Source organism: Caulobacter sp. GW821-FHT11A05 (assembly GCF_058809015.1).
Window position 1 is genome coordinate 63,610 of record NZ_JBXASF010000013.1, and the last position, 21,213, is coordinate 84,822.

The following is a 21,213-nucleotide window of genomic DNA, read 5'->3' on the forward strand; positions in this document are numbered from 1 at the left end:
GCCTAGTCGAAGACGCTGTCCTGCGAGTGGGCCCACTGGCTGTCGGCGATTGGCCGGATCAGGCGCTGGAAGGTCAGGTTGCAGGCGATGGTCAGGATGTAGCCGATAAGCCCCAGGGTCGCGCCGATCTGGACGGTGTCATCCTCCATCAGCCGGCCGGAGCCGTTGTCGACGAAGTTTCCGATCAGCCATAGGCCCCACCACCAGCGCATCAGCCCCGGGGTCTCGACCGTGCGCCAGCCGTGCGGGCTCTGCGACGACTGCCAGATCTCCTCCATGGTCTTGAACGGCCGGAACAGGTTCATGATCGGGATGAAGAAGAAGCCCCAGGCCCAGCCCGGGGTGGTCTCCAGGCCGTGGCTCAGCGCCCGGGCGTTCTTATTGGCCCGCCAGAACCAGCGCAGGATCAGGATGCCGGACAGGACGACCGTGACCAGATAAACGACGGCCGACAGGCTGAAGACCAGCTGAAAGGCCGTCATCTCCTCGACCTCGTCGGGCGGGATGACCTGGGCGCCGGCAAGGTGGGCCAGCATCAGCACGGCGAGCAGGGCCGAGGCGCCGGAGTCGGCCCAGAGGAAGCCGTTGACCCAGGCGGTCAGCGGCCGGGGGTCCTTGAAATCGGCCCCGACCGGCTTGGGACCGACATAGGCGCTGGGGGCGAACGGGGCGCCGCCGCCGGCTTCCGGTTCGCCCTTGAACAGATTGGGGTCGATCAGGCTCACGCACCCACCTGCAGCAGAACCCACACCGCCTTGGCCAGGGCGCCGAGCAGCAGCACGACAATGGCCAGCCCCTGGATCAGGAAGCCCATCGATCGGGCGCCCGGGTCCTTCACATAGCCAAGCGCGTAGATCAGCCGGCCAACGATCCAGACCAGGCCAAGGCCGGCGGCGATCAGGTCGGTGAACGGGAAGACCGGATAGACCAGGGTGAACAGCCAGAGGCTGGTCAGGAAGATCGGCAGGGCTTCCAGGGTGTTCAGATGCACCCGGACATGGCGCTCCAGGTCCGGATGGCCGGTCATGGCCGGGGCGTCGATGCCCGTGCGGCCGCGGGCCCCGCCGACGCGCATCATCATCCAGATGACGACGAGCAGTGAAAGACAGGTGACGATCGCCACCCAGCTGTGCGGCTGGTTCATGAAATCCCTCCCCGCCGGCGCGCGCCGGCCCCAGGGCGGAAGCTGTCACGGTTCGCGCCGGTTGCAAACCGCCGGAACCGGGTTCGGCTGCTTCTAGAACTTGCGTTCGCTGTCCTGCCGCATCAGCCGGCCGGAGACGTAGGCGGCCAGGTTGCTGAGGTCTTCCTGGGCCTCCAGGCCCAGCTTGCCAGCCAGTTCGAGGATCAGGTTGGCGGTCAGGCCATCATCGTTGGAGGCCTGGGCGGCCACGGCCGGGTCGGACAGCCGGCTGGCCTTCCACACCCCCTGCAGGGTGCGCTCGTCGATGTCGCGGTTGGTCTTCAGCCACAGGGCCACGCCGGTCTCGGCCTCGTAGCCGGCCAGGGCCTGGGCGGCGGCGGTCAGCTGGGCCTCGTCGGTGATCGGCACCTTGCAGGCGGCCAGCATGGCCTCGAAATCCTCCTCGCTGTAGAGGCTGGAGGCCAGCCCTTCGTTGACGTCGCGGGCATAGGCGGCCTCGACCTGGGCCCGCTTGTCGGCCGGCAGGTTGTCGAGCAGGCAGCGGGCGTCGCCGGCGGCGGCGGGACCGGCGCAAATAATCAGCAGCACAGCGCCGAGCGCGGCAAGGGGGACCCGTCGTTTCATCCGTCTCGCCGTCTCCCTCGCCCCGTGCCGGCAGGCTGACACGGATCGGCCGCGTTGCAAGCGGGGAAACGTTTGGCGACCGGCGCGTTACAGCCAGTCTACGGACGAACCCTGGAGGCCCCGATGCCGGAGCAATCCACCGCCATCGACCGCATTCACTACAAGCCGACGCACGGCAAGCTGTTCGTGAAATTCCGCAGCGGCGGCGAGTACGTCTACGTCGGCGTGCCGGGCGAGGTGCACCGCAGCTTCGTCGAGGCGGAGTCGCAGGGGCGGTTCTTCCAGGCGGAGATCAGGGACCGGTATCCGTACAACCGCATCGACGACGCGCCTTAGCAAGAGAACAGACGTCGCGCGCTCCCTCCCCTTTATGGGGAGGGTGTCACGCGCAGCGTGACGGGTGGGGAAGTCGGATGCAGCGCGCTCTGTCCCGTGAGTACCCCACCCTGCGAGGCTTCGCCTCGCATTCGGCGTGTACGCCTCATCTCCCCATAAAGGGGAGGGAGGTCATCTTGACCGCCCGCACCGCCCGCGGCCCAATACCCCCATGCGCGCCTTCGCCCTCCTCCTCTTCCTCCTCCTCGCCGCCCCGGCCGCCGCCCAGTCCGGCGCCACCTGCGACGGCTATCCCCGCGCTGACATCGGCATGGCCAAGGGTTTCTGCGCCGGCCTCGTCGTCGGGCCGCCGCGGCAGATCCGCTTGCCGCGCTCCCTGGTCCAGCTGCGCGGCGGCGACTGGATCGTCAGCGACCTCGGCGGCTGGGGAACGGCCAACGGCGCCATCTGGCGTCTCAGCGCCACGCCCGGGCGGCCCGCTCGCCTCACCCGGCTGCTGGGCGGCCTCAACCTGCCCCATGCCCTGGGCGTCGGCCCTGACGGCAAACTCTACGTCGGCGAGATGAGCCGCATCTTCCGTTTTGATCCGAACGCCCGCGACCCCGCCGGCACAATCGAGGCCGTTGTCACCGGCCTGCCGGACAACCGCCTGCACGATAACCGCCACCCCTTGAGCAAGTTCGTCTTTGCCCCCGACGGCGCCCTGATCGTCAACATCGGCGCGCCGTCGGACCAGTGCCTCGACGCCAAGGGCCGCCCGCTGGGCCCCGACTGCCCCGAGGCCCGGGACGCCGGCCAGCTGCGCCGCTACGCTCCCGACGGCCGGGGCGGCTGGTCGCGCGACTGGACGGTGGTCGCCACCGGCCTGCGCAACTCGGTGGCCCTGGCCGTGCATCCGTCCGGAACCCTGCTGCAGGGCGAGAACAGCTACGACATCCCGGCCCGCTGGGCCCCCTTCGACGAGATCAACGTCATCCGGGGCGCGGGCAAGGAAGGTCTACCCAGCTACGGCTGGCCCTATTGCGACGCCGCCGGCCAGCCCTCACCGGGCTGGGCGGGCTCGGCGAAGATCGATTTCCACTGCAAACGCACCGGCGTCTTCAAGGCCGACATCCTGCTGCCGCCGCACACCGCCCCGCTCGACATGCTCTGGTACGACGGCGCCATGTTCCCGGCCCTGCGCGGCCGGCTGCTGATGACCTGGCATGGCTATCGCTCGACCGGCGGCCGGCTGGTCGCCTTCGCAACCGACAGCCAGGGCGTGCCGACCGCCAAACGCGGCGCCCGCTTCCCGATCTACGGCGGAGCCCCGCGCCCCTACGGCCCCGGCCCGGCCGCCGAGCCGCTGGTGATCACCCCCGGCTGGGGCGCGACCAAGACGCGAAAGCAGGGCGCCCCGGTCGGCGTGGCGGTCGCCAGCGACGGAGCGATCTGGGTCACCGACGACAAGGCCGGCCGGATTCTCCGTATCGCGATCGACCGGCCCTAGAGCAGGGCGCGATTTGATGGAATCAAATCGCTTGCTCTAGCTTCTTCGTTGTCGCGCGTTTGTTCCGATAACCGGTTCCCACTTATCGGAACGCGCTCTAGACCTCGCGCTTGGCCCGCTTGGCCAGGCCGCGGAGGCGCAGGGCGTTGAGCTTGATGAAGCCAGCGGCGTCGCGGTGGTCGTAGGCCACCTTGCCTTCCTCGAAGGTCACAAGCTCCTGGTCGTACAGGCTGTAGGGGCTGGTCCGGCCGATGATGCTGACATTGCCCTTGTAGAGCTTGATCCGCACCTGGCCGGTCACCTTCTCCTGGCTGTAGTCGATGGCCGCCTGCAGCATCTCCCGCTCCGGCGCGAACCAGAAGCCGTTGTAGATGAGCGACGCATACTTCGGCATCAGCTCGTCCTTCAGGTGCATGGCGCCCCGGTCCAGGGTGATGCTCTCGATGCCGCGGTGGGCGGCCAGCAGGATGGTCCCGCCCGGGGTCTCGTAGACGCCGCGGCTCTTCATGCCGACGAAGCGGTTCTCGACCAGGTCGAGGCGGCCGACCCCGCTGTCGTGGCCCAGCTGGTTCAGTTTGGTCAGCATGGCGGCCGGCGACAGCGCCTCGCCGTTGATGGCCACGGGATCACCGCGCTCGAAATCGAGGGTGAAGATGACCGGCGTGTCGGGCGCGTCCTCCGGCGCGATGGTGCGCATATGGACGAACTCGGGGGCCTCGACCGCCGGGTCCTCCAGGACTTTGCCCTCCGAGGAGGAGTGCAGCAGGTTGGCGTCGACGCTGAACGGCGCCTCGCCGTGCTTGTCCTTGGCGATCGGGATCTGGTGCTTCTGGGCGAAGTCGAGCAGGGCCTCGCGGCTCTTGAAGTCCCATTCGCGCCAGGGGGCGATGACGGTGATGTCCGGCTCCAGGGCGTAGTAGCCGAGCTCGAACCGCACCTGGTCGTTGCCCTTGCCGGTGGCCCCGTGGGAGACGGCGTCGGCCCCGACCTGGCGGGCGATGTCGATCTGCTTCTTGGCGATCAGCGGCCGGGCGATGGAGGTGCCCAGCAGGTACTGGCCCTCATAGACGGTGTTGGCCCGGAACATCGGGAAGACGTAGTCGCGGACGAACTCCTCGCGCAGATCCTCGACGAAGATGTTCTCCGGCTTGATGCCGAGCAGCAGGGCCTTCTCGCGGGCCGGCGACAGCTCCTCGCCCTGGCCGAGGTCGGCGGTGAAGGTCACCACCTCGGCCTGGTACTCGGTCTGCAGCCATTTGAGGATGATCGAGGTGTCGAGCCCTCCCGAATAGGCGAGAACGACCTTCTTGATCTTCTTGTCGGCCACGGGCGGCATCCTTCGGATAGCAAAAACAGAGGTGCGCGCCTTCAACGCCGATGGGGCGTTTGGGTCAACCCCGCCGGGGGATTTTTCGGGTTTTCAGGCCCCGTTCGGCGCCAGGCGATAGTGGCCGAAGAGTTGGGACGAGGCGTGCGGCGTGGCGACCTTCGTACCGCCGCCGATGTTCTCGATGATGATCTCCTCGCCCAGGGCGGTGCGCTGGCCGGTAGCGATCACGATGTGGGGCAGGTTTCCGGGCATCAGCCTCTGGGTGATCAGGTCGCCGGCCTGCCAGGGCGCGAGGAGCGACAGCCGGGCGCCCTTGCGGCGCAGGAAGACCTCCAGGTTCGGCACCCGGCGGTGATCGATGTTGCTGTCGGGGCCGCGGAGTCCCCAGGTGCGGGGATAGGCGGCGAAGTTGGCGGCCATGTCGCGGTGCACCCGCTCCTGCAGGTCGAGCCCGAAGGCGGCGCGATAGGCGCGGATGACCACATCGCTGCAGACCCCGCGCTCGATGGGCACATCGCCGCCGGGGTAGGGCAGGCGCACATAGGCCGGATCGTAGAGGGTGGTCCTGCCGACCTGCGCCTTCGCCGCCGCCACCAGCCTTTCCCCCCAGTCGCCGGGCTCGGCCCGCGCCACGGCGGGCAGCAGCAGGGCGGGGGCGGCGATCAGCAGGGCGCGACGGTCGAACATGGTCCGATGACGCCGAACCATTGCGGCGGCTTGTGGGCGGTTGTGTGCGTCGGCACGTCCCCCACCCCGATCATGCCCGCGAAGGCGGGCATCCATACATGGTTGGCCGCCTCCGAAGCGCCAGACGACATGTCAGCCGATGCATGGGTCCTCGCCTGCGCGAGGACGGTCGGGACCTGGGGTGGGCGGCGGCGCGTCCTCACGACCGCTAGGCCAGGTCTTCCGCCCGATCCACATCCTTCAGCACCCCGTCATCGGCGACCGCCACCAGGGCCAGCCGCGCGCCGAGGCCCTTCAGCAGATGCCCTGCCCCATGGTCGCCGGTCAGGTGACGGATCGGTTCGAACAGCGCCTTGCCGAGCAGCACCGGATGGCCGCGACGCCCTTCGAACACCGGCGCGGCGGCGTCATGGTCGCTGGTCATCGCCGCGATGAGGGATTGCGCCACCTCCGGCGGGATGGCCGGCATGTCGGCCAGGAAGACGAACACGCCGTCGACGTCCTCGGGCAGGCTGGCAATCCCGGCGCGCAAGGAGGCCGACAGCCCCGCGCCGTGGTCTTCGGCGTGGACGAAGGCCAGCCGGTTCGCCTCCCCGGCCCGCGCCGCGAAAGCCTCCCCCGCCGCCGTCACCCCCGCCGCATGGCCGCCGGTGACCACCGTCACCTGGTCCACGGGCGCCGCGAAGGCGGCCGCCAACGCCCCGTCGATAAGCAGTCCGCCCCGCCAGGGCGCCAGAAGTTTGGGCGCGCCGAAGCGGAGGCTCAGGCCCGCGGCCAGGACCAGCGCCTGCCATCTCGTTGCTGGTATGGATCGCCCCTCTGTCGTCACGGCCGCTTCGCGCCTATTCTTGAGATGAGATGACACCTTACGACGCCCCTCCCGCGCAAGCGACCGCGACCGCCGAGCAACCCTTGCTCGACGCCTTCGCGCGCCGGGTCTCCTACCTGCGGGTGTCGGTGACTGACCGCTGCGACCTGCGTTGCGTCTACTGCATGGCCGAGCGGATGGTGTTTCTGCCCAAGGCCGAGGTGCTCAGCCTGGAGGAGCTGGACCGTGTCGCCTCGGTCTTCATCGGCCTTGGTGTGAAGAAGCTGCGGCTGACCGGCGGCGAGCCGCTGGTCCGCAAGGGCTTCATGGAGCTGGTGGGGGGCCTGTCGCGCCACCTCGACAGCGGCGCCCTCACGGAACTGACCCTGACCACCAACGGCACCCGCCTGGCCCACCACGCCGCCGAGCTGGCGGCCCTGGGCGTGCGCCGGATCAACGTCTCGCTCGATACCCTCAAGCCCGACCTCTTCCGCACCCTGACGCGCGGCGGCGACCTGGCCCAGGTGCTGGCCGGCCTGGAGGCGGCCCGCGCCGCCGGCATCGCGCTGAAGATCAACACCGTCGCCCTGGCCCGCGACAACGCCGGCGAGATTCCGGCCCTCATCCAGTGGGCCCACGGCGAAGGCATGGACCTGACCCTGATCGAGACCATGCCGCTGGGCGAGATCGAGGCCGACCGCACCGACCAGTACCTCTCGCTAAAAGCCGTTCGCGACGAGCTGGCCAGCTACTGGACCCTGGAGGACCTGCCGCTCTCGACCGGCGGTCCGGCCCGCTATGTGAGGATCAAGGAGACCGGCGGGCGCCTGGGCCTGATCACCCCGCTGAGTCACAATTTCTGCGAGGCCTGCAACCGCGTGCGGCTGACCTGCACCGGCACCCTGCACACCTGCCTGGGCCAGGACGACGCCACCGACCTTCGGGCCGTGATGCGCGGCGGCGGCTCCGACGCCGACCTCGCCGAGGCCATCCGCGCGGCGATCATGGGCAAGCCCAAGGGCCACGACTTCCGCATCGGCGGCGCCCCGGCGCTCAGCCGCCACATGTCGACGACGGGCGGCTGAGGTGGCCAGGGTCCTGCTGTTCGGCCGCTTCGCCGACATCGCCGGCTGGCGCGAAAAGACCATGGAGGCGGCCACCCTCTCCGACCTGCGCGCCGCCCTGGCCGCTGATCCCCGCCTCGCCGAGGCCCTGGCCGGCCCGTCGGTGCAGGTCGCCGTCGACAAGGCGCTGGTCCGCGCCGACGTTCCGCTCAAAGCCGCCACCGAGGTCGCCTTCCTGCCGCCGATGAGCGGCGGATGAGCGTCACCCTGCAGAAGGCGCCGTTCGATCCGGGCCAGATCCTGAGCCGGTTCTCGGCGGGCCGCGACGAGACCGGCGCCATCGCCAGCTTCACCGGCCTGGCCCGGGCCGAGCGCGGCCAGACCACGGCCCTGGAGCTGGAGGCCTACGCGGGCTTCACCGACGTCGAGATTACCAAGCAGGTCAATGTCGCCATCCACCGCTTCGGCCTGCAGGACGCGCTGGTCGTCCACCGCATCGGGGCCATCGCGCCGGGCGAGGCCATCGTCTTCGTGGCCTGCGCCGCCGCCCACCGCCGCGCCGCCTTCGAGGCCTGCGACCACCTGATGGACTGGCTGAAATCCCGCGCCCCCTTCTGGAAGAAGGAACACGGACCGGACGGCAGCCGCTGGATCGAACCCACCGACCGCGATAGGACCGACGCCGCGCGCTGGGATACGGAGAAAGACGGATGAGCCTGACCATTGGCGGCAAGATCGACGAGGCCTGGCCCTTCAAGCCGGTGCGCGTCGCCGTCCTGACCGTCTCCGACACCCGCGACGAGGAGAGCGACACCTCCGGCCACCTGCTGGCCAGCCGGGTCACCGAGGCCGGCCATGAGCTGGCCGACAAGAAGATGGTCAGGGACGACGTCGACAACATCCGCACGCAGATCAAGGCCTGGGTCGCCTCGGGGGCCGTCGACGTCATCGTCACCACCGGCGGCACCGGCCTGACCGGCCGCGACGTGACGCCGGAAGCCGTGCGGCCGCTGCTGGACAAGGAGATCGACGGCTTTTCGGTGATCTTCCACCTGGTCAGCTACCAGACCGTCGGCCTCTCGACCCTGCAGTCGCGGGCCCTGGCCGGCATTGTCGGCGGGGTGTTCGTCTTCTGCCTGCCGGGTTCGAACGGGGCGGTGAAGGACGGCTGGGACAAGGTCATCGCCGCCCAGCTCGACAGCCGCCACCGGCCCTGCAACATGGTCGAGCTGATGCCGAGACTGCTTGAGGCATGAGCCGGCTGACCCATCTTGACGACCAGGGCCGGGCCCGCATGGTCGATGTCTCCGACAAGGCCTCGACCTTGCGGGAAGCCGTGGCCAAAGGCCTGGTCCGCACCTCGCCAGAGGTCCGCGACCTCGCCGTCTCGGGCGCCGCCGCCAAGGGCGACGTCATCACCACCGCCGAACTGGCCGGCGTCATGGCGGCGAAGCGCACCAGCGACCTGATCCCGCTGTGTCATCCGCTGGCGCTGAGCAAGGTCGGGGTGGTGGTAGTTCCCTGCGACGAGGGCTTCGAAGTCACGGCGACGGTCCGCACCACAGGCCCCACCGGCGTTGAGATGGAAGCGCTGACGGCGGTCTCGGTCGCCTGCCTGACCCTCTACGACATGCTGAAGGCGGCCGATAAGGGCATGGTCATCGACAGCGTGCGACTGATCTCGAAGATGGGCGGGAAATCGGGTAGCTGGCAGCGCGAGCAGGGTTAGCGCCCTCCCTCCCCTTTATGGGGAGGGACAGCGCGCGAAGCGCGCAGGGTGGGGCACTCACGTGACAGAGCGCGCTGCATCCGACTTCCCCACCCCGTCACGCTACGCGTGACACCCTCCCCATAAAGGGGAGGGAGGGTCAGTGGACCGCTTCGCCAGCCATCTCCCTGCCAATCGCCCGCGCCGCCGCCCTCGGATCCTCCGCCGCCGTGATCGGCCGGCCGACCACCAGGTGGCTCGCGCCATTGGCCAGCGCATCGGCGGGGGTCGCCGCCCGGGCCTGGTCGTCCATCGCCGCGCCGGCCGGGCGCACGCCGGGTGTCACCACCAGAAAGTCCGGGCCGCCGATCCGCCGGGCGATGGCCGCCTCGTGCGGGCTGGCCACCACCCCGTCGATGCCGGCCTCCACCGCCTGGCGCACCCGCCGCTCGATCAGCGCCTCGACGCCCATGCCGTAGCCCATCTGCGCCAGGTCCTGGCCACTCAGGCTTGTAAGAACCGTCACCCCGAGGATCTTCGCCGACCGCTCGCCGCCCCGGCCGCGGACCGCCGCCGCCATCACCTGCGGCTCGGCGTGCACGGTCAGCAGGTCGCAGGCCCCGCTGGCGACGATGGCCGCCGTCGCCTTCTCCACCGTCGCCCCGATGTCGTGCAGCTTCCAGTCGAGGAACACCGACCGGCCGCGGGCCTTCAGGTCGCGGGCCATCTCCATGCCGCCGGTCGCCAGCAGCTGCAGCCCGACCTTGTAGAAGCTGACGCTGTCGCCCAGCGTCTCGACCATCTCCTCGGCCTGCGCGCGGGTGGCCAGGTCTAGGGCGACGATCAGGCGGGGATCAGCAGTCATGGTCTAGCTCCGGACGCGGCGAAACAGCGTTCGGCGCGCGAATCTTCGAGTTTTGGGCTAGAGAGGCTGAATGAGCGCCACAGACCTGTTCGTCAACTTCTTCGTCGCCCTGTTCGCCCTGATCGACCCGATCGGCAACGTGCCGGTGTTCGCGGCGGCGACGGCAGGAGCCTTGGCTGCAGGACGCCGGATGGTGGCGCTGTACATCTGCGTCTTCGCCTTCCTGTTCCTGGCCTTCTTCTACTTCACCGGCCTGACCCTGCTGGAGTTCTTCGGCATCTCGCTGGCCGCCTTCCGCATCGCCGGCGGCGTTATCCTCTTCCTGCTCGGGCTGGACATGGCCCGCGACGACTTCACCGCCAAGTTCGCCGACGCCGCCGAGATCGGCGAGAAGGAAGGCGCCGCCGCCTATGCCCGCCGCCGGTTCGAGCGGCTGGTGGTGCCCTTCGCCATGCCGCTGCTGATCGGTCCCGGGGCCATTTCGACGGTGGTTATCTACGCCAGCGAGGCCAAGGCGCTCGGCTGGGTCGGCGACGCCGCGGCGGTGGCGGCCCTGTTCGCGGTGTCGTTCGCCACCATGGTCTGCTTCTGGCTGACGCCGGTGATCAGCAAGCTCCTCGGCCGTATCGGCATGACCATCATCGTGCGGGTGCTGGGCCTGATCCTCTGCGCCATGGCCGTGCAGTTCATCATCGTCGGCGTCTCGGACACCACCAAGGGTCTGATTACTCCGGCCGCCGCCGCGCCGTATGCGGCGGATCGCTAGGCCCGGGTATTCCGGAACCGCCCGCCCTGGCTGGCCAGCAGGGCCAGCAGCCATTCGTCGGGGATCAGCTTGCACAGGGCCGCGATGGTCTTGTTCGGCGCGCCGGGCACGCAGACCGGCCGGTTGGCCTCGGCCGCCTCATAGCCGTTGGCGGCCACCTCGTCGGCCCCCAGCCAGAGCCAGTCGGGGGTCGAGCGGCTGACCAGGTCGCGGGTGCCGTTGACGTCGTGGAACTCGCTGTAGGTGAAGCCGGGGCAGAGGGCGGTGACGTGGACGCCGGTGGTCTCGGTCTCCAGATGCAGGCTCTGGCTGAAACGGACCAGATAGCTTTTCGAGGCCGCATACAGGGTGTGGCCGGCCGCGCCCGGCATCAGCCCGGCCAGGGAGGCGACGTTGACGATGCGGCCGAACTTGCGGTCGATCATCCCCGGCAGGACCCGGTGCGCCAGCTCCGAGGGCGCGGTGATCATCACCTGGATGAAGTCCTTCTGCGCCTCCCATTTGCTGTCGGCATAGACGCCGGGCAGGCCGTAGCCGGCGTTGTTGACCAGGGCGTCGACGTCGCGGCCGTGGGCGGCCAGCTGGGCGAGGATGGCGTCCGGGGCGCCCGGGTCGGTCAGGTCGGCGGGGATGGTCAGGGTCTCGACGCCCGAGCGCAGGGAAATCTCCTCGGCCAGCACGGTCAGCTTGTCGGCCCGGCGCGCGGTCAGGGCGACGTCATAGCCGTGGGCGGCGTAGATGCGGGCGAAGGCGGCGCCAATGCCGGCGGAGGCGCCGGTGATCAGGGCGAGGCGGCGGGCCATGCGGCTTTGAAATCCCGAGCTAGCGTTAGGGGGAAACTGACCTGCGCCGCGGCCAAGTGCAATCCGCCGAAGGCGGCTTGCACGGTAAACAAGGAATAGCCTGTTCCGCAGGAACAGGCGGGATTCAAGCGGCAGCCGTTTTCGCTTCCGGTTCTTTCAGCAGATCGAGCACGGTGATCCTGCTCAGCCGCTCCGACGCGGCGGTATCGGCCGCGCGGATGGCGGCGCTGACGGCGTCGGGAATGCGCTCCCCGACGGGGCAGCCCTTCACCCCGGCCGGGGCGACGCCTAGGTGGGTGCAGCCGTCGACGGCCCGCAGCACCTCGTCCAGGGTGATCTTGCCCGGATCGCGGGTCAGCCAGGCGCCGCCGCCGGCTCCCATGCGGGTGGCGATCAGTCCGGCCTTGGCCAGCATGGCCGTCACCCGCCGCACCACCACCGGGTTGGTCGGCATCGAGGCGGCCAGCTGCGCCGAGGAAACGGCGCGCGCCGGCGCATCCGCTTCCTTGTGGGCGAGATAGGCCAGCGCATGGGCGGCTACGGGGAATTTCTGGCTGTCGGACATCGTCGGTTGGTGAAAAGGTAGGCGCCCAAGGGGTTGCGCACAATGGGCGCCCCAGAAGCACCTATGAATCGACGCGAAACCGGTGGGCGATTGAAGCGCTTGTGGAAAGGGTGTATCGCGCCCGCCGCGCCGTCGTGGCGCTCTCCGTTGGCCGGTTCCTGGCCGCTGGATACCTGATCGAATGGCCGCTGAGCCCGCCGATACCGCCGCCGCCGCCGCCACGGGCGCCGGAGAACCGCTACATACCCCCGCCGACCCGCACCAGACCACCGAAGGCCAGGGCCACGGCGGCTTCTGGACTCTGGCCATCGGCGCCATCGGGGTGGTGTTCGGCGACATCGGCACCAGCCCGCTCTATGCGATGCGCGAGGCCCTGCACCACACCCGCAACAGCGTGGCCAGCGAACTGGCCGTGCTCGGGGTCGTCTCCCTGGTCATCTGGGCCCTGATCCTGATCGTGACGCTCAAGTACGTCGTCCTCCTGATGCGGGCCGACAACAAGGGCGAAGGCGGCACGCTGGCGCTGATGGCCCTGGCCCGCAAGACCCTGGCCAAGCCGAACGGCAAGCGCTCGGCCACCGTCTTCTTCCTCGGCGTCATCGGCGCCGCCCTGTTCTACGGCGACGGCATCATCACCCCGGCCATCTCGGTGCTGTCGGCGGTCGAGGGCCTCAAGGACGCGCCGGGCCTGGGCGGCCGGGTCGACAAATGGATCGTGCCGATCTCGGCCGGCATCCTCATCGTCCTGTTCCTGGTGCAGTCGCGCGGCACCCACCGCATGGCGACCTTCTTTGGGCCCATCACCCTGGTCTGGTTCCTGGTCCTGGGGGGCCTGGGCCTCTACCACCTGTTCGACGATCTCTCGATCTTCCGGGCGCTGAGCCCCCACTACGGGGTGATGTTCCTGTTCCAGAACGGCTTCCTGGGATTCGTCATCCTGGGCAGCGTCTTCCTGGCCGTCACCGGGGCCGAGGCCCTCTATTCGGACATGGGCCACTTCGGGAAGAAGCCGATCCAGGTCGGCTGGCTCTATCTGGTCTTCCCCTGTCTGGCGCTCAACTACCTCGGCCAGGGCGCCTCGATCCTCGCCCACCCCGAGGCGCGGCTGAATCCCTTCTGGGAGATGGTGCCGCAGATGGTCTACTGGCCGGTCCTGTTGCTGGCCACGGCGGCCACCATCATCGCCAGCCAGGCGGTGATCACCGGCGCCTTCTCGGTCACCCAGCAGGCGGTTTCGCTGGGCCTGCTGCCGCGCATCGACATCCGCCGGACCAGCGAGACCCAGGCCGGCCAGATCTATGTGCCGCAGGTCAACACCATGTTGATGATCGGCGTGCTGGTGCTGCTGTTCAGCTTCCGCTCCTCGACCAACCTGGCCGCCGCCTACGGCATCGCGGTGACGGGCTCGATGCTCGTCGACACCCTGCTGGCCTTTGTCATCATCCGCTTCCTGTGGCGGTGGACCTGGCCCGCGACCCTGGCCGTGCTCGTCCCGCTTCTGGCCCTCGACCTGACCTTCATCTCCTCCAACCTGCTGAAGATTCCCGACGGGGCCTGGATGCCGCTGGTGTTCGGCGGGGTGCTGGTGGTGATCATGTGGACCTGGACGCGCGGCGGCCAGATCCTCACCGAGAAGACCCGGCGCGACTCCGTGCCCCTGGCCGACCTGATCGGCATCCTCGAGGCCCGCGCCCCGCACCGCGCCCCCGGCACGGCCATCTTCCTGACCAGCGACCCGGACATGACCCCGGTGGCCCTGATGCACAACCTCAAGCACAACAAGGTGCTGCACGAGAAGAATATCATCGCCACGGTCCGCAACGCCGAGACTCCGCGCGTGCGCGACGAGGACCGGGTCAAGATCGAGAAGGTCAACGACGACTTCAAGAAGCTGATCATCACCTACGGCTTCATGGAATCGCCCAACGTGCCCAAGGCCCTGGCCCTGTGCCGCAAGCAGGGGCTGAAGTTCGACATCATGGCCACCAGCGTCTTCCTGGGACGCCGCTCGATCGTGCCGAGCGCCAATAGCGGCATGCCCCTGTGGCAGGATAAGCTGTTCATCTTCCTGATGAAGAACTCGGCCAACCCGACCGACTTCTTCAAGATCCCGCCCGGCCGCGTGGTCGAGCTCGGCGCCCAGGTGACGGTGTGATCCACGGCATCTCCATCGCCGGCGACGTCTTCTGGATCCTGGCCCTGGCGATCATGAGCTCGATGTCCTGGGCGGCCCGCAAGCGCATCCCCGGCGGCCTGTCGGTGCCGGTCGCCTGGCAGGGGGAAACGGTCACCCTGCGGGCCCCGAAGTGGGTCGCCCTGTGGCTGGTGATCGTCATCGCCTTCGCGGTCGGCGCCTGGCTGAAGATCGAGAGCCGCGATGTCGATCTGACGCTCAACGAGGCCCTGATCTGGCTGGGCGTCCGGCTCACGGTCGCGCCGCTGCTGGCCGTCCTCCACCTGACCCAGGTCCGCAAGGGCCTGGAGACCCTGGACCGCGAGGGACGGCTCTAAGCCGCCGCCGCCTTCACCATCGGTTGGCTCAAGGTCGCCGGCCGTCCCATGGCCAGCAGCGCATTGGCCACCGCCGGCCCAATCACCGGCGTCCCCGGCTCACCCACGCCGCTCGGCGCATTGCCGCTCGGCAGGATGTGGGTCTCCACCGTCGGCGCCTCGTTCATGCGCAGCACGCGGTAGGTGTCGAAGTTGCTCTGCTGCACCGCCCCGTCCTTCAGGGTGATCTCGCCGTAGAGGGCGGCGGACAGGCCGTAGCAGGTGCCTCCCTCCATCTGGGCGGCGATCTGGTCCGGGCTGATGGCGGTGCCGCAGTCGATGGCGGTGACCACCCGGCCGACCTTGGGCTCCAGGCCGCCGGGGGCGATCTTGACCTCGGCGATCTGGCAGACGACCGAGCCGAAGCACTCATGCACCGCCACGCCGCGGGTATAGCCCTCGGCCGCCGTCGGCCCGGCCTTCTCGACCGCCAGGTTGAGCACCGCCAGGTGCCGCTTGGCGTCGGCCTTTGTGTAGAGGGCCCGGCGGTAGTCGATCGGGTCCTTGCCGGCCTTGCGGGCCAGCTGGTCGATGGTGTGCTCCATGACGAAGGCGGTGTGGGTCGCGCCCACCGACCGCCACCACAGCACCGGCACCCCGACGTCGGGCAGGGCCAGCTGCGCATCGACGATCGGCGTCGCCTTCAGGTAGGGCGAGCCGAGCGCGCCCTCGACCGCGGTCTCGTCCAGCTTCGGCGTGCCGGTCGGCGAGCCCTTCATGATCGACTGGCTGACGATGCGGTGGCGCCAGGTGGCCGGGAAGCCGTCCTTGTCGAGGCGGATCTTCAGGTCGTGGTGGACCAGGGGCCGGAAATAGCCGGCCCGCATGTCGTCCTCGCGGTCCCAGACCAGCTTAACGGGCGTCCCCTTGCCGATCTTCTTGGCGATGTGGACGGCCTCGACGACATAGTCGGACTGGAAGGTGGCGCGGCGGCCGAAGCTGCCGCCCGCGAACAGGGTCTCGATCTGCACCGCGCCCGGCAGGTTGCCGACGATCTTGGCGGTGTTGAGCTGGTCGATGGTCGGGATCTGCGAGCCGAAGGTCAGGGTGGCGTTGTTGCCCTTGACCCGGGCGACGCAGTTCATCGGCTCCATGGTGGCGTGGGCGAGATAGGGGAAGTCGTAGGCGACCTCGAACAGTTCGCCGTCGGTCACCGAGGCGATGTCGCCCTTGCTGTCGAAGGGCGTCCATTTCAGGTCGGCCGGGCCCTGGCCGCCGGCGATCTTCTTGTAATCCGCCAGCAGCACGTCGCTGCCGCGCGTCTCGGCCTTCTCCTCGTCCCATTCGACGGTCAGGGCCTCGCGGCCCTTCTTGGCGGCCCAGGTGTCGCCCGCGACCACGGCGACGCCGGACGGAATCTTGAACACCTCGACCACGCCCGGAACCTTGCGGGCGGCGGCGTCATCGAAGCTCTTCACCTTGCCGCCGAAGCGCGGAGCGTGGGCGACCATGGCGACCAGCAGGCCCTCCTCCTGGACGTCCTGGGTGAACTTCGCCGTGCCGTTGGACTTGGGCACGCTATCCTTGCGCCGCACCCGGTCGGTGCCGATCAGGGTGAAGGTCTTGGGGTCCTTGAGCGTCGGGGTCTCGGGCGGCGTCACCTTGGCGGCGTCGGCCAAGAGGTCGCCGAAACTCGCCGCCTTGTTGCTGGCGGCGTGGGCGACCAGGCCGTCCTTGACGGTGATCTCGCTGGCGTTGACCTGCCACAGGTTGGCGGCCGCCTGGACGAACATCGCCCGGGCCGCGGCCCCGGCCTTGCGCAGCTGGTCCCAGCTGTTGGAGATGGCCGAGGAGCCGCCGGTGCCCTGCACCCCCATGCCGGTGTTGGCGTAGAGCTTGGCGTTGGCCGGGGCCTGCTCGACCTTGACCCGCGCCCAGTCGGCGTCCAGCTCCTCGGCGACGATGGCGGCGAGGCCGGCGTGGTTGCCCTGGCCGAACTCGATGTGTTTGGAGATGACGGTGACGGCGCCGTCGGCGTCGATCTTCAGGAAGGGGCCGAATTCCCCGACCTTGACCGGGCTGCCGGCGCTCATGGCGTCGGCCAGGCTGCAGCCGACCAGCAGCGCGCCGCCGGCGACGACACCGGTGACGATCACCTCGCGGCGGGTGGCGCCGGCCTTGACGGTGTCGCCGGCTTGATTGGCGAGGTTGCGGATATGACGGGTCATGCGCTCGCTCCCTATTTCGCGCCGGCGGCGGCGGGCGCCGCGGTGGTCGGCAAGGCCGCGCCAATGCCGGCGGCCTCCTTGATGGCGGCGCGGATGCGCTGGTAGGTCCCGCAGCGACAGATGTTGCCGCTCATCGCCGCGTCGATCTCCTCGTCGCTGGGCGATGTCTTCTCGGCCAGCAGGGCGGCGGCGCTCATGATCTGGCCCGACTGGCAGTAGCCGCACTGCGGCACGTCCAGCTTGGCCCAGGCCTGCTGGGCCGGGTGGCTGCCGCCGAGGCCCTCGATGGTGGTGATCTTCATGCCGGCCACCGCCGAGACCGGGGTGACGCAGCTGCGCGTCGCCTGGCCGTCGATATGCACCGTGCAGGCCCCGCACTGGGCGACGCCGCAGCCGAACTTGGTGCCGGTCAGGCCCAGTTCGTCCCGCACCACCCACAGCAGCGGCGTGTCGTCGGCCGCTTTCACCGTGACGGGCTTGCCGTTGATTTCCAGATTGACCGCCATCTGCGCCTCCTCCGACGAATGAGCGAGGGTATCTTAACGCTGTTCATACGGGGCCGCGCCAGCGAAATCTTGCGCCCAAACGCGAGGAGGAGGATGAAGCCCTCATGCCCCTGATCCTTCCCGCCGGCGCCACCCTGGTCGCCGCCACCCACAACCCCGGCAAGGCCCGCGAGCTGGCCGCCCTGCTGGAGGGCCGCTTCACCGTGCTGACGGCGGGCGAGCTCAACATCCCCGAGCCGGACGAAACAGAAGCCAGCTTCGTCGGCAACGCCCTCTTGAAGGCCCGCCACGCCGCCGAGCACTCGGGCCGCATCGCCCTGGCCGACGACAGCGGCCTGTCGGTGACGGCGCTGGATGGGTCGCCCGGCATCTTCTCGGCCCGCTGGGCGGGACCGGGCAGGGACTTCGCCGTGGCCATGGGCAAGGTCGAGGAACGGCTGGAGGCGGCCGGGGCCGACGACTTTTCCGCCTGGTTCACCTGCGCCCTGGCTGTCGCCTGGCCGGACGGCCCCTCGGTGGTGGTGCAGGGCGAGGTCCACGGCTCGCTGGTCTTCCCGGGCCGGGGCGACAACGGCTTCGGCTATGACCCGATCTTCATCCCCGAGGGCGGATCGCAGACCTTCGGCGAGATGGACCCGGAGGCCAAGGACGCACTCAGCCACCGCACCCGCGCCTTCGCCAAGCTGAAGGCCGCCCTGTTCGAATGACGGAGCGTTTGCCGGCCAGGCGGAGCCTGGACGATCAGCAAGAGCGACCAGAAAAGGGCAAAGACCTCGGCCTCTACATCCACTGGCCCTACTGCGCCCGCATCTGCCCCTACTGCGACTTCAACGTGGTGCGCGACCGGGGGAAGACCCGGGAACAGGCCGATCTCGCCGCCGCCATCCTCGCCGACCTGGAGGGCCAGCGGGCCCTGACCGGGCCCCGGCGGCTGGTCTCGATCTTCTTCGGCGGCGGCACGCCGTCCCTGATGGACCCCGAAGCGGCGGGCGCGATGATCGCCGCCGCCCGCCGGCTGTGGGACCCTGTTGCCGATCTCGAGGTCAGCCTGGAGGCCAACCCGACCGACGCCGAGACCGGCCGCTTCGCCGCCCTGGCGCAGGCGGGGGTGAACCGCCTGTCGCTGGGCGTCCAGGCCCTCGACGACGCCTCGCTGGCATTCCTCGGCCGCAACCACGACGCCGGCGCCGCCCGCCGCGCCGCGACGGAGGCGGCGCGGCTGTTCCCCCGCCTGTCGCTGGACCTGATCTACGCCCGCCCCGGCCAGACCCCGGACAGCTGGGCGCAGGAGCTGCGCACCGCCATCGACTGGGGGGCCGAGCACATCTCGCCCTACCAGCTGACGATTGAAGCCGGCACGGCCTTCGACCGCGCCGTGCGGCGGGGGTCGTTCAAGCCGGCCGACGAGGCCCTCGGCGCCGGCCTCTACGACACCACCCAGGCGGTGCTGGAAGCGCAGGGGTTCGACGCCTACGAGGTCTCCAACCACGCCCGTGGCCCCGCCGCCCGCTCGCGTCACAACCTCGTCTACTGGACCGGCCAGGACTATGTCGGCGCCGGCCCCGGCGCCCACGGCCGCCTGACCCTGGACGGGGGTCGCACCGCCACCGGCGCTCACCGGGGCATCGAGGCCTACATCGGCGCGGTGCGCGATACAGGCCTCGGTTTCGCCGAGCGCGAGGTCCTGTCGCCAATCGAGGCCGCCGAGGAACGGCTGCTGATGGGCCTGCGCATCGACGCCGGCGTCAGCTTCGCCGAACTGGCCCCGCTCGGCCTGACCCCGGGCCACCCCGAGGTGACCTCGCTGGCCGCCGAAGGCCTGCTGTCGACCGGCGGCGGACGCCTGCGGGCCACCCGCCAGGGCCGGCTCGTCCTCGACTGGATCACCGGCCGGCTGGCCACCGCCGCAAACCCCGCTTGAGCGGGGCGCTGCCTATGGCGCCTCCCGAATCCCTCTCCCAAAGGGAGAGGGAGGGGCCCGCGCCGAAGGCGTGGGAGGGTGAGGGGTTACGCTGCTTCAGGACGGGCGCAGCCAGGTCCTGAACCGTCCCCAACCCCTCATCCCCCCACCGCTGCGCGGCGGGTCCCCCCTTCTCCCTATGGGAGAAGGAAAAAGGAGGGGCCGCGTCACATGCGATCGCCCCGGCCCATGCGGGAGGCCCTCCCTTGAGTCTAAAGCGGGGCCGTTGTATCCCCGCCCGCGAAACGCGAATGCTTAGGCCCAACCTTTAGGAACCCCCATGGCTGACGACTACCACCGCGGCGAGATGGACATCCACGAGCAAGTGGCCACCTACCATGCCGTCATGGGCATGACGAAGTGGGGCAGCCTCGCCCTTGCCGTCGCCATCCTGGCCCTGGTCCTGTGGTTCTGCACCCCGGCCGGCTTCATCGGCGGCCTGGTTCCGGCCCTGGTGCTGCTGGTGGTCGGCATCGTGCTGCTGCGCGAGAAGAAGGGCGGCGGCCACTAGGCCAGCCCGCTTTCCAGCGACCTTCCGCGCCGGCGATCCCCTGGGTCGCCGGCGCTGTCGTATCGACTTTACGTTGCGGCGCGGCATAACTTTTCGCAGCGCACCATCCTCGGGCTCGACAAGGGGCAAGATTATCCCCTAAACAGGCGCCCACGGCGCGTCTGACGCCGAGTGCAAGGGGGAGACCGCCGGCATGGCCGTCATTGCTGTGACCAAGGAACGTCGCGCGGGCGAGACCCGCGTCGCCGCCACCCCGGAGACCGTCAAGAAGCTGATCGCCGCCGGCTGGTCCGTGACCGTCGAGGCCGGGGCCGGCGCCGGCTCCTCCTATCCCGACGCCGACTATGAGGCGGCCGGGGCCAAACTCGAAAAGACCCTGAAGGCCGCCCTCAAGGACGCCGACGTCCTGTTCAAGGTGCGCGGCCCCGAGGCCGACGAGATCGCCGCCCTGAAATCGGGCGCCACCGTCGTCGCCACCCTCAACCCGCACCAGGACAAGGCCACCTTGGGCGCCCTGGCCAAGGCCGGCGCCTCCGCCTTCGCCATGGAGTTCGTGCCGCGCATCACCCGCGCCCAGGTCATGGACGTGCTGTCGTCGCAGGCCAACCTGGCCGGCTACCGCGCGGTGATCGAGGGGGCCGAGGCCTTCGGCAAGGCCCTGCCGATGATGATGACCGCCGCCGGCACCATCGCCGCCGCCAAGGTCTTCATCATGGGGGTCGGGGTCGCCGGCCTGCAGGCCATCGCCACCGCCCGCCGGCTCGGCGCCGTGGTCACCGCCACCGACGTGCGGCCGGCCACCAAGGAACAGGTCGAGAGCCTCGGAGCCAAGTTCCTCGCCGTCGAGGACGAGGAGTTCAAGAACGCCCAGACCGCCGGCGGCTACGCCAAGGAGATGAGTCCTGAGTACCAGGCCAAGCAGGCCGAGCTGCTCAGCGGCCACCTGGCCAAGCAGGACATCGTCATCACCACCGCCCTGATCCCCGGGCGTCCCGCCCCCAGGCTGGTCACCGCCGCCCAGGTGGCCTCGATGAAGCCCGGCAGCGTCATCGTCGACCTGGCCGTCGAACAGGGCGGCAACGTCGAGGGCGCCAAGCTCGGCGAGACCGCGATCACCGCCAATGGCGTGAAGATCCTCGGGGCCGCCAACCTGCCCGGCCGCATCGCCACCGACGCCAGCGCCCTCTATGCCCGCAACCTGATGGCCTTCGCCGGCCTGCTGCTCGACAAGGACGGGGCCCTGAACCCCGACTTCGAGGACGAAATCCTGAAAGCCGCCCTGGTCACCAAGGGCGGCGCGATCGTCCATCCCCAGCTGGCCGGCTGACC

General features: G+C 69.6%; 25 protein-coding genes. 14 read left to right on the top strand and 11 right to left on the bottom strand.

The window, feature by feature from the left end:
- Positions 1 to 2: 2 nt before the first annotated feature.
- The 3 genes from AC1RSK_RS17785 to AC1RSK_RS17795 form a co-directional block, all read right to left on the bottom strand.
- A complete protein-coding gene (locus AC1RSK_RS17785; RefSeq protein ID WP_492908946.1) occupies positions 3 to 725 on the bottom strand; it encodes a DUF4328 domain-containing protein in 723 nt (240 codons plus the stop codon).
- Positions 722 to 1,144 (bottom strand): MAPEG family protein, encoded by a 423-nt coding sequence (locus tag AC1RSK_RS17790; protein ID WP_492908947.1) that lies wholly within the window; start codon positions 1,142 to 1,144, stop codon positions 722 to 724. The genes AC1RSK_RS17785 and AC1RSK_RS17790 overlap by 4 nt, the downstream gene beginning before the upstream one ends.
- Before the next feature lie 93 nt (positions 1,145 to 1,237).
- Positions 1,238 to 1,768 (bottom strand): hypothetical protein, encoded by a 531-nt coding sequence (locus AC1RSK_RS17795; RefSeq protein WP_492908948.1) that lies wholly within the window; start codon positions 1,766 to 1,768, stop codon positions 1,238 to 1,240.
- A gap of 123 nt (positions 1,769 to 1,891) precedes the next feature.
- Between AC1RSK_RS17795 and AC1RSK_RS17800 the strand changes: the two genes are divergently transcribed.
- Both AC1RSK_RS17800 and AC1RSK_RS17805 read left to right on the top strand, forming a co-directional pair.
- A complete protein-coding gene (locus tag AC1RSK_RS17800; RefSeq protein WP_492908949.1) occupies positions 1,892 to 2,104 on the top strand; it encodes a KTSC domain-containing protein in 213 nt (70 codons plus the stop codon).
- Positions 2,105 to 2,315: 211 nt separating this feature from the next.
- Positions 2,316 to 3,593: a PQQ-dependent sugar dehydrogenase gene (locus AC1RSK_RS17805; protein WP_492908950.1), complete on the top strand. Its 1,278-nt coding sequence runs from the start codon at positions 2,316 to 2,318 to the stop codon at positions 3,591 to 3,593.
- A 97-nt stretch (positions 3,594 to 3,690) separates the two neighbouring features.
- Here AC1RSK_RS17805 and AC1RSK_RS17810 read toward each other — a convergent pair whose 3' ends face one another.
- The 3 genes from AC1RSK_RS17810 to AC1RSK_RS17820 all read right to left on the bottom strand — a co-directional run bounded on the left by AC1RSK_RS17810 (position 3,691) and on the right by AC1RSK_RS17820 (position 6,439).
- The gene (locus tag AC1RSK_RS17810; RefSeq protein ID WP_492908952.1) at positions 3,691 to 4,920 is read right to left on the bottom strand and encodes an argininosuccinate synthase; all 1,230 of its coding nucleotides are present in this window, start codon (positions 4,918 to 4,920) and stop codon (positions 3,691 to 3,693) included.
- Between the two features lie 93 nt (positions 4,921 to 5,013).
- The gene (locus AC1RSK_RS17815) at positions 5,014 to 5,610 is read right to left on the bottom strand and encodes a DUF1287 domain-containing protein (RefSeq protein WP_492908953.1); all 597 of its coding nucleotides are present in this window, start codon (positions 5,608 to 5,610) and stop codon (positions 5,014 to 5,016) included.
- A gap of 208 nt (positions 5,611 to 5,818) precedes the next feature.
- On the bottom strand, positions 5,819 to 6,439 hold the full coding sequence (locus AC1RSK_RS17820; RefSeq protein ID WP_492908954.1) for a nucleotidyltransferase family protein: 621 nt from the start codon (positions 6,437 to 6,439) through the stop codon (positions 5,819 to 5,821).
- A 29-nt stretch (positions 6,440 to 6,468) separates the two neighbouring features.
- Here AC1RSK_RS17820 and moaA point away from each other — a divergent pair, with 29 nt between their 5' ends.
- The 5 genes from moaA to moaC are packed head-to-tail and all read left to right on the top strand — an operon-like array spanning position 6,469 to position 9,211.
- Entirely contained in the window at positions 6,469 to 7,503 is a 1,035-nt protein-coding gene (gene moaA / locus AC1RSK_RS17825; protein WP_492908955.1) for a GTP 3',8-cyclase MoaA, read from the top strand.
- A gap of 1 nt (position 7,504) precedes the next feature.
- Entirely contained in the window at positions 7,505 to 7,741 is a 237-nt protein-coding gene (locus AC1RSK_RS17830) for a MoaD/ThiS family protein (protein ID WP_492908956.1), read from the top strand.
- Positions 7,738 to 8,196: a molybdenum cofactor biosynthesis protein MoaE gene (locus AC1RSK_RS17835; RefSeq protein ID WP_492908957.1), complete on the top strand. Its 459-nt coding sequence runs from the start codon at positions 7,738 to 7,740 to the stop codon at positions 8,194 to 8,196. Before AC1RSK_RS17830 ends, AC1RSK_RS17835 begins: the two co-directional genes overlap by 4 nt.
- Positions 8,193 to 8,738 (top strand): molybdenum cofactor biosynthesis protein B, encoded by a 546-nt coding sequence (gene moaB, locus AC1RSK_RS17840; protein ID WP_492908958.1) that lies wholly within the window; start codon positions 8,193 to 8,195, stop codon positions 8,736 to 8,738. Before AC1RSK_RS17835 ends, moaB begins: the two co-directional genes overlap by 4 nt.
- Positions 8,735 to 9,211, top strand: coding sequence for a cyclic pyranopterin monophosphate synthase MoaC (moaC, locus tag AC1RSK_RS17845; protein ID WP_492908959.1), 477 nt, complete (start codon positions 8,735 to 8,737; stop codon positions 9,209 to 9,211). Before moaB ends, moaC begins: the two co-directional genes overlap by 4 nt.
- Positions 9,212 to 9,350: 139 nt before the next feature.
- Here moaC and pyrF read toward each other — a convergent pair whose 3' ends face one another.
- On the bottom strand, positions 9,351 to 10,055 hold the full coding sequence (gene pyrF / locus AC1RSK_RS17850; protein ID WP_492908960.1) for an orotidine-5'-phosphate decarboxylase: 705 nt from the start codon (positions 10,053 to 10,055) through the stop codon (positions 9,351 to 9,353).
- Between the two features lie 70 nt (positions 10,056 to 10,125).
- On the opposite strand from pyrF, the gene AC1RSK_RS17855 reads away from it, so the two are divergent.
- Entirely contained in the window at positions 10,126 to 10,821 is a 696-nt protein-coding gene (locus tag AC1RSK_RS17855) for a MarC family protein (RefSeq protein WP_492908961.1), read from the top strand.
- On the opposite strand, the gene AC1RSK_RS17860 is transcribed toward AC1RSK_RS17855, so the two are convergent.
- Both AC1RSK_RS17860 and AC1RSK_RS17865 read right to left on the bottom strand, forming a co-directional pair.
- Positions 10,818 to 11,624, bottom strand: coding sequence for an SDR family NAD(P)-dependent oxidoreductase (locus AC1RSK_RS17860; protein WP_492908962.1), 807 nt, complete (start codon positions 11,622 to 11,624; stop codon positions 10,818 to 10,820). The genes AC1RSK_RS17855 and AC1RSK_RS17860 overlap by 4 nt on opposite strands.
- 124 nt (positions 11,625 to 11,748) lie before the next feature.
- The gene (locus AC1RSK_RS17865) at positions 11,749 to 12,189 is read right to left on the bottom strand and encodes an Rrf2 family transcriptional regulator (protein WP_492908963.1); all 441 of its coding nucleotides are present in this window, start codon (positions 12,187 to 12,189) and stop codon (positions 11,749 to 11,751) included.
- A 181-nt stretch (positions 12,190 to 12,370) separates the two neighbouring features.
- On the opposite strand from AC1RSK_RS17865, the gene AC1RSK_RS17870 reads away from it, so the two are divergent.
- Entirely contained in the window at positions 12,371 to 14,344 is a 1,974-nt protein-coding gene (locus AC1RSK_RS17870; protein ID WP_492908964.1) for a potassium transporter Kup, read from the top strand.
- Positions 14,341 to 14,700, top strand: a complete 360-nt coding sequence (locus AC1RSK_RS17875; protein ID WP_492908965.1) for a hypothetical protein — start codon at positions 14,341 to 14,343, stop codon at positions 14,698 to 14,700. Before AC1RSK_RS17870 ends, AC1RSK_RS17875 begins: the two co-directional genes overlap by 4 nt.
- On the opposite strand, the gene AC1RSK_RS17880 is transcribed toward AC1RSK_RS17875, so the two are convergent.
- Both AC1RSK_RS17880 and AC1RSK_RS17885 read right to left on the bottom strand, forming a co-directional pair.
- Entirely contained in the window at positions 14,697 to 16,907 is a 2,211-nt protein-coding gene (locus AC1RSK_RS17880) for a xanthine dehydrogenase family protein molybdopterin-binding subunit (protein WP_492908966.1), read from the bottom strand. The two genes, AC1RSK_RS17875 and AC1RSK_RS17880, sit on opposite strands and share 4 nt — an antisense overlap.
- Before the next feature lie 11 nt (positions 16,908 to 16,918).
- Complete coding sequence (locus AC1RSK_RS17885) at positions 16,919 to 17,413, bottom strand: (2Fe-2S)-binding protein (protein WP_492908967.1); 495 nt, start codon at positions 17,411 to 17,413, stop codon at positions 16,919 to 16,921.
- A 104-nt stretch (positions 17,414 to 17,517) separates the two neighbouring features.
- Between AC1RSK_RS17885 and rdgB the strand changes: the two genes are divergently transcribed.
- From rdgB to AC1RSK_RS17905, 4 genes are all read left to right on the top strand, one after another.
- Positions 17,518 to 18,120, top strand: a complete 603-nt coding sequence (gene rdgB, locus AC1RSK_RS17890; RefSeq protein ID WP_492908968.1) for an RdgB/HAM1 family non-canonical purine NTP pyrophosphatase — start codon at positions 17,518 to 17,520, stop codon at positions 18,118 to 18,120.
- A complete protein-coding gene (gene hemW, locus AC1RSK_RS17895) occupies positions 18,117 to 19,334 on the top strand; it encodes a radical SAM family heme chaperone HemW (RefSeq protein ID WP_492908969.1) in 1,218 nt (405 codons plus the stop codon). The genes rdgB and hemW overlap by 4 nt, the downstream gene beginning before the upstream one ends.
- A gap of 319 nt (positions 19,335 to 19,653) precedes the next feature.
- Positions 19,654 to 19,884, top strand: coding sequence for an aa3-type cytochrome c oxidase subunit IV (locus tag AC1RSK_RS17900; protein ID WP_492908970.1), 231 nt, complete (start codon positions 19,654 to 19,656; stop codon positions 19,882 to 19,884).
- A 193-nt stretch (positions 19,885 to 20,077) separates the two neighbouring features.
- Positions 20,078 to 21,211 (top strand): Re/Si-specific NAD(P)(+) transhydrogenase subunit alpha, encoded by a 1,134-nt coding sequence (locus tag AC1RSK_RS17905; RefSeq protein WP_492908971.1) that lies wholly within the window; start codon positions 20,078 to 20,080, stop codon positions 21,209 to 21,211.
- Positions 21,212 to 21,213 lie beyond the last annotated feature (2 nt).

What these genes read in the sequence shown, in the direction of transcription:
- AC1RSK_RS17790 (WP_492908947.1), bottom strand. Translation starts at nt 1,144, where the DNA reads ATGAACCAGCCGCACAGCTGGGTGGCGATCGTCACCTGTCTTTCACTG.
- AC1RSK_RS17795 (WP_492908948.1), bottom strand. Translation starts at nt 1,768, where the DNA reads ATGAAACGACGGGTCCCCCTTGCCGCGCTCGGCGCTGTGCTGCTGATT.
- AC1RSK_RS17800 (WP_492908949.1), top strand. Translation starts at nt 1,892, where the DNA reads ATGCCGGAGCAATCCACCGCCATCGACCGCATTCACTACAAGCCGACG.
- AC1RSK_RS17805 (WP_492908950.1), top strand. Translation starts at nt 2,316, where the DNA reads ATGCGCGCCTTCGCCCTCCTCCTCTTCCTCCTCCTCGCCGCCCCGGCC.
- AC1RSK_RS17815 (WP_492908953.1), bottom strand. Translation starts at nt 5,610, where the DNA reads ATGTTCGACCGTCGCGCCCTGCTGATCGCCGCCCCCGCCCTGCTGCTG.
- moaA (WP_492908955.1), top strand. Translation starts at nt 6,469, where the DNA reads ATGACACCTTACGACGCCCCTCCCGCGCAAGCGACCGCGACCGCCGAG.
- AC1RSK_RS17835 (WP_492908957.1), top strand. Translation starts at nt 7,738, where the DNA reads ATGAGCGTCACCCTGCAGAAGGCGCCGTTCGATCCGGGCCAGATCCTG.
- moaB (WP_492908958.1), top strand. Translation starts at nt 8,193, where the DNA reads ATGAGCCTGACCATTGGCGGCAAGATCGACGAGGCCTGGCCCTTCAAG.
- moaC (WP_492908959.1), top strand. Translation starts at nt 8,735, where the DNA reads ATGAGCCGGCTGACCCATCTTGACGACCAGGGCCGGGCCCGCATGGTC.
- pyrF (WP_492908960.1), bottom strand. Translation starts at nt 10,055, where the DNA reads ATGACTGCTGATCCCCGCCTGATCGTCGCCCTAGACCTGGCCACCCGC.
- AC1RSK_RS17855 (WP_492908961.1), top strand. Translation starts at nt 10,126, where the DNA reads ATGAGCGCCACAGACCTGTTCGTCAACTTCTTCGTCGCCCTGTTCGCC.
- AC1RSK_RS17860 (WP_492908962.1), bottom strand. Translation starts at nt 11,624, where the DNA reads ATGGCCCGCCGCCTCGCCCTGATCACCGGCGCCTCCGCCGGCATTGGC.
- AC1RSK_RS17865 (WP_492908963.1), bottom strand. Translation starts at nt 12,189, where the DNA reads ATGTCCGACAGCCAGAAATTCCCCGTAGCCGCCCATGCGCTGGCCTAT.
- AC1RSK_RS17870 (WP_492908964.1), top strand. Translation starts at nt 12,371, where the DNA reads ATGGCCGCTGAGCCCGCCGATACCGCCGCCGCCGCCGCCACGGGCGCC.
- AC1RSK_RS17880 (WP_492908966.1), bottom strand. Translation starts at nt 16,907, where the DNA reads ATGACCCGTCATATCCGCAACCTCGCCAATCAAGCCGGCGACACCGTC.
- AC1RSK_RS17885 (WP_492908967.1), bottom strand. Translation starts at nt 17,413, where the DNA reads ATGGCGGTCAATCTGGAAATCAACGGCAAGCCCGTCACGGTGAAAGCG.
- rdgB (WP_492908968.1), top strand. Translation starts at nt 17,518, where the DNA reads ATGCCCCTGATCCTTCCCGCCGGCGCCACCCTGGTCGCCGCCACCCAC.
- hemW (WP_492908969.1), top strand. Translation starts at nt 18,117, where the DNA reads ATGACGGAGCGTTTGCCGGCCAGGCGGAGCCTGGACGATCAGCAAGAG.
- AC1RSK_RS17900 (WP_492908970.1), top strand. Translation starts at nt 19,654, where the DNA reads ATGGCTGACGACTACCACCGCGGCGAGATGGACATCCACGAGCAAGTG.
- AC1RSK_RS17905 (WP_492908971.1), top strand. Translation starts at nt 20,078, where the DNA reads ATGGCCGTCATTGCTGTGACCAAGGAACGTCGCGCGGGCGAGACCCGC.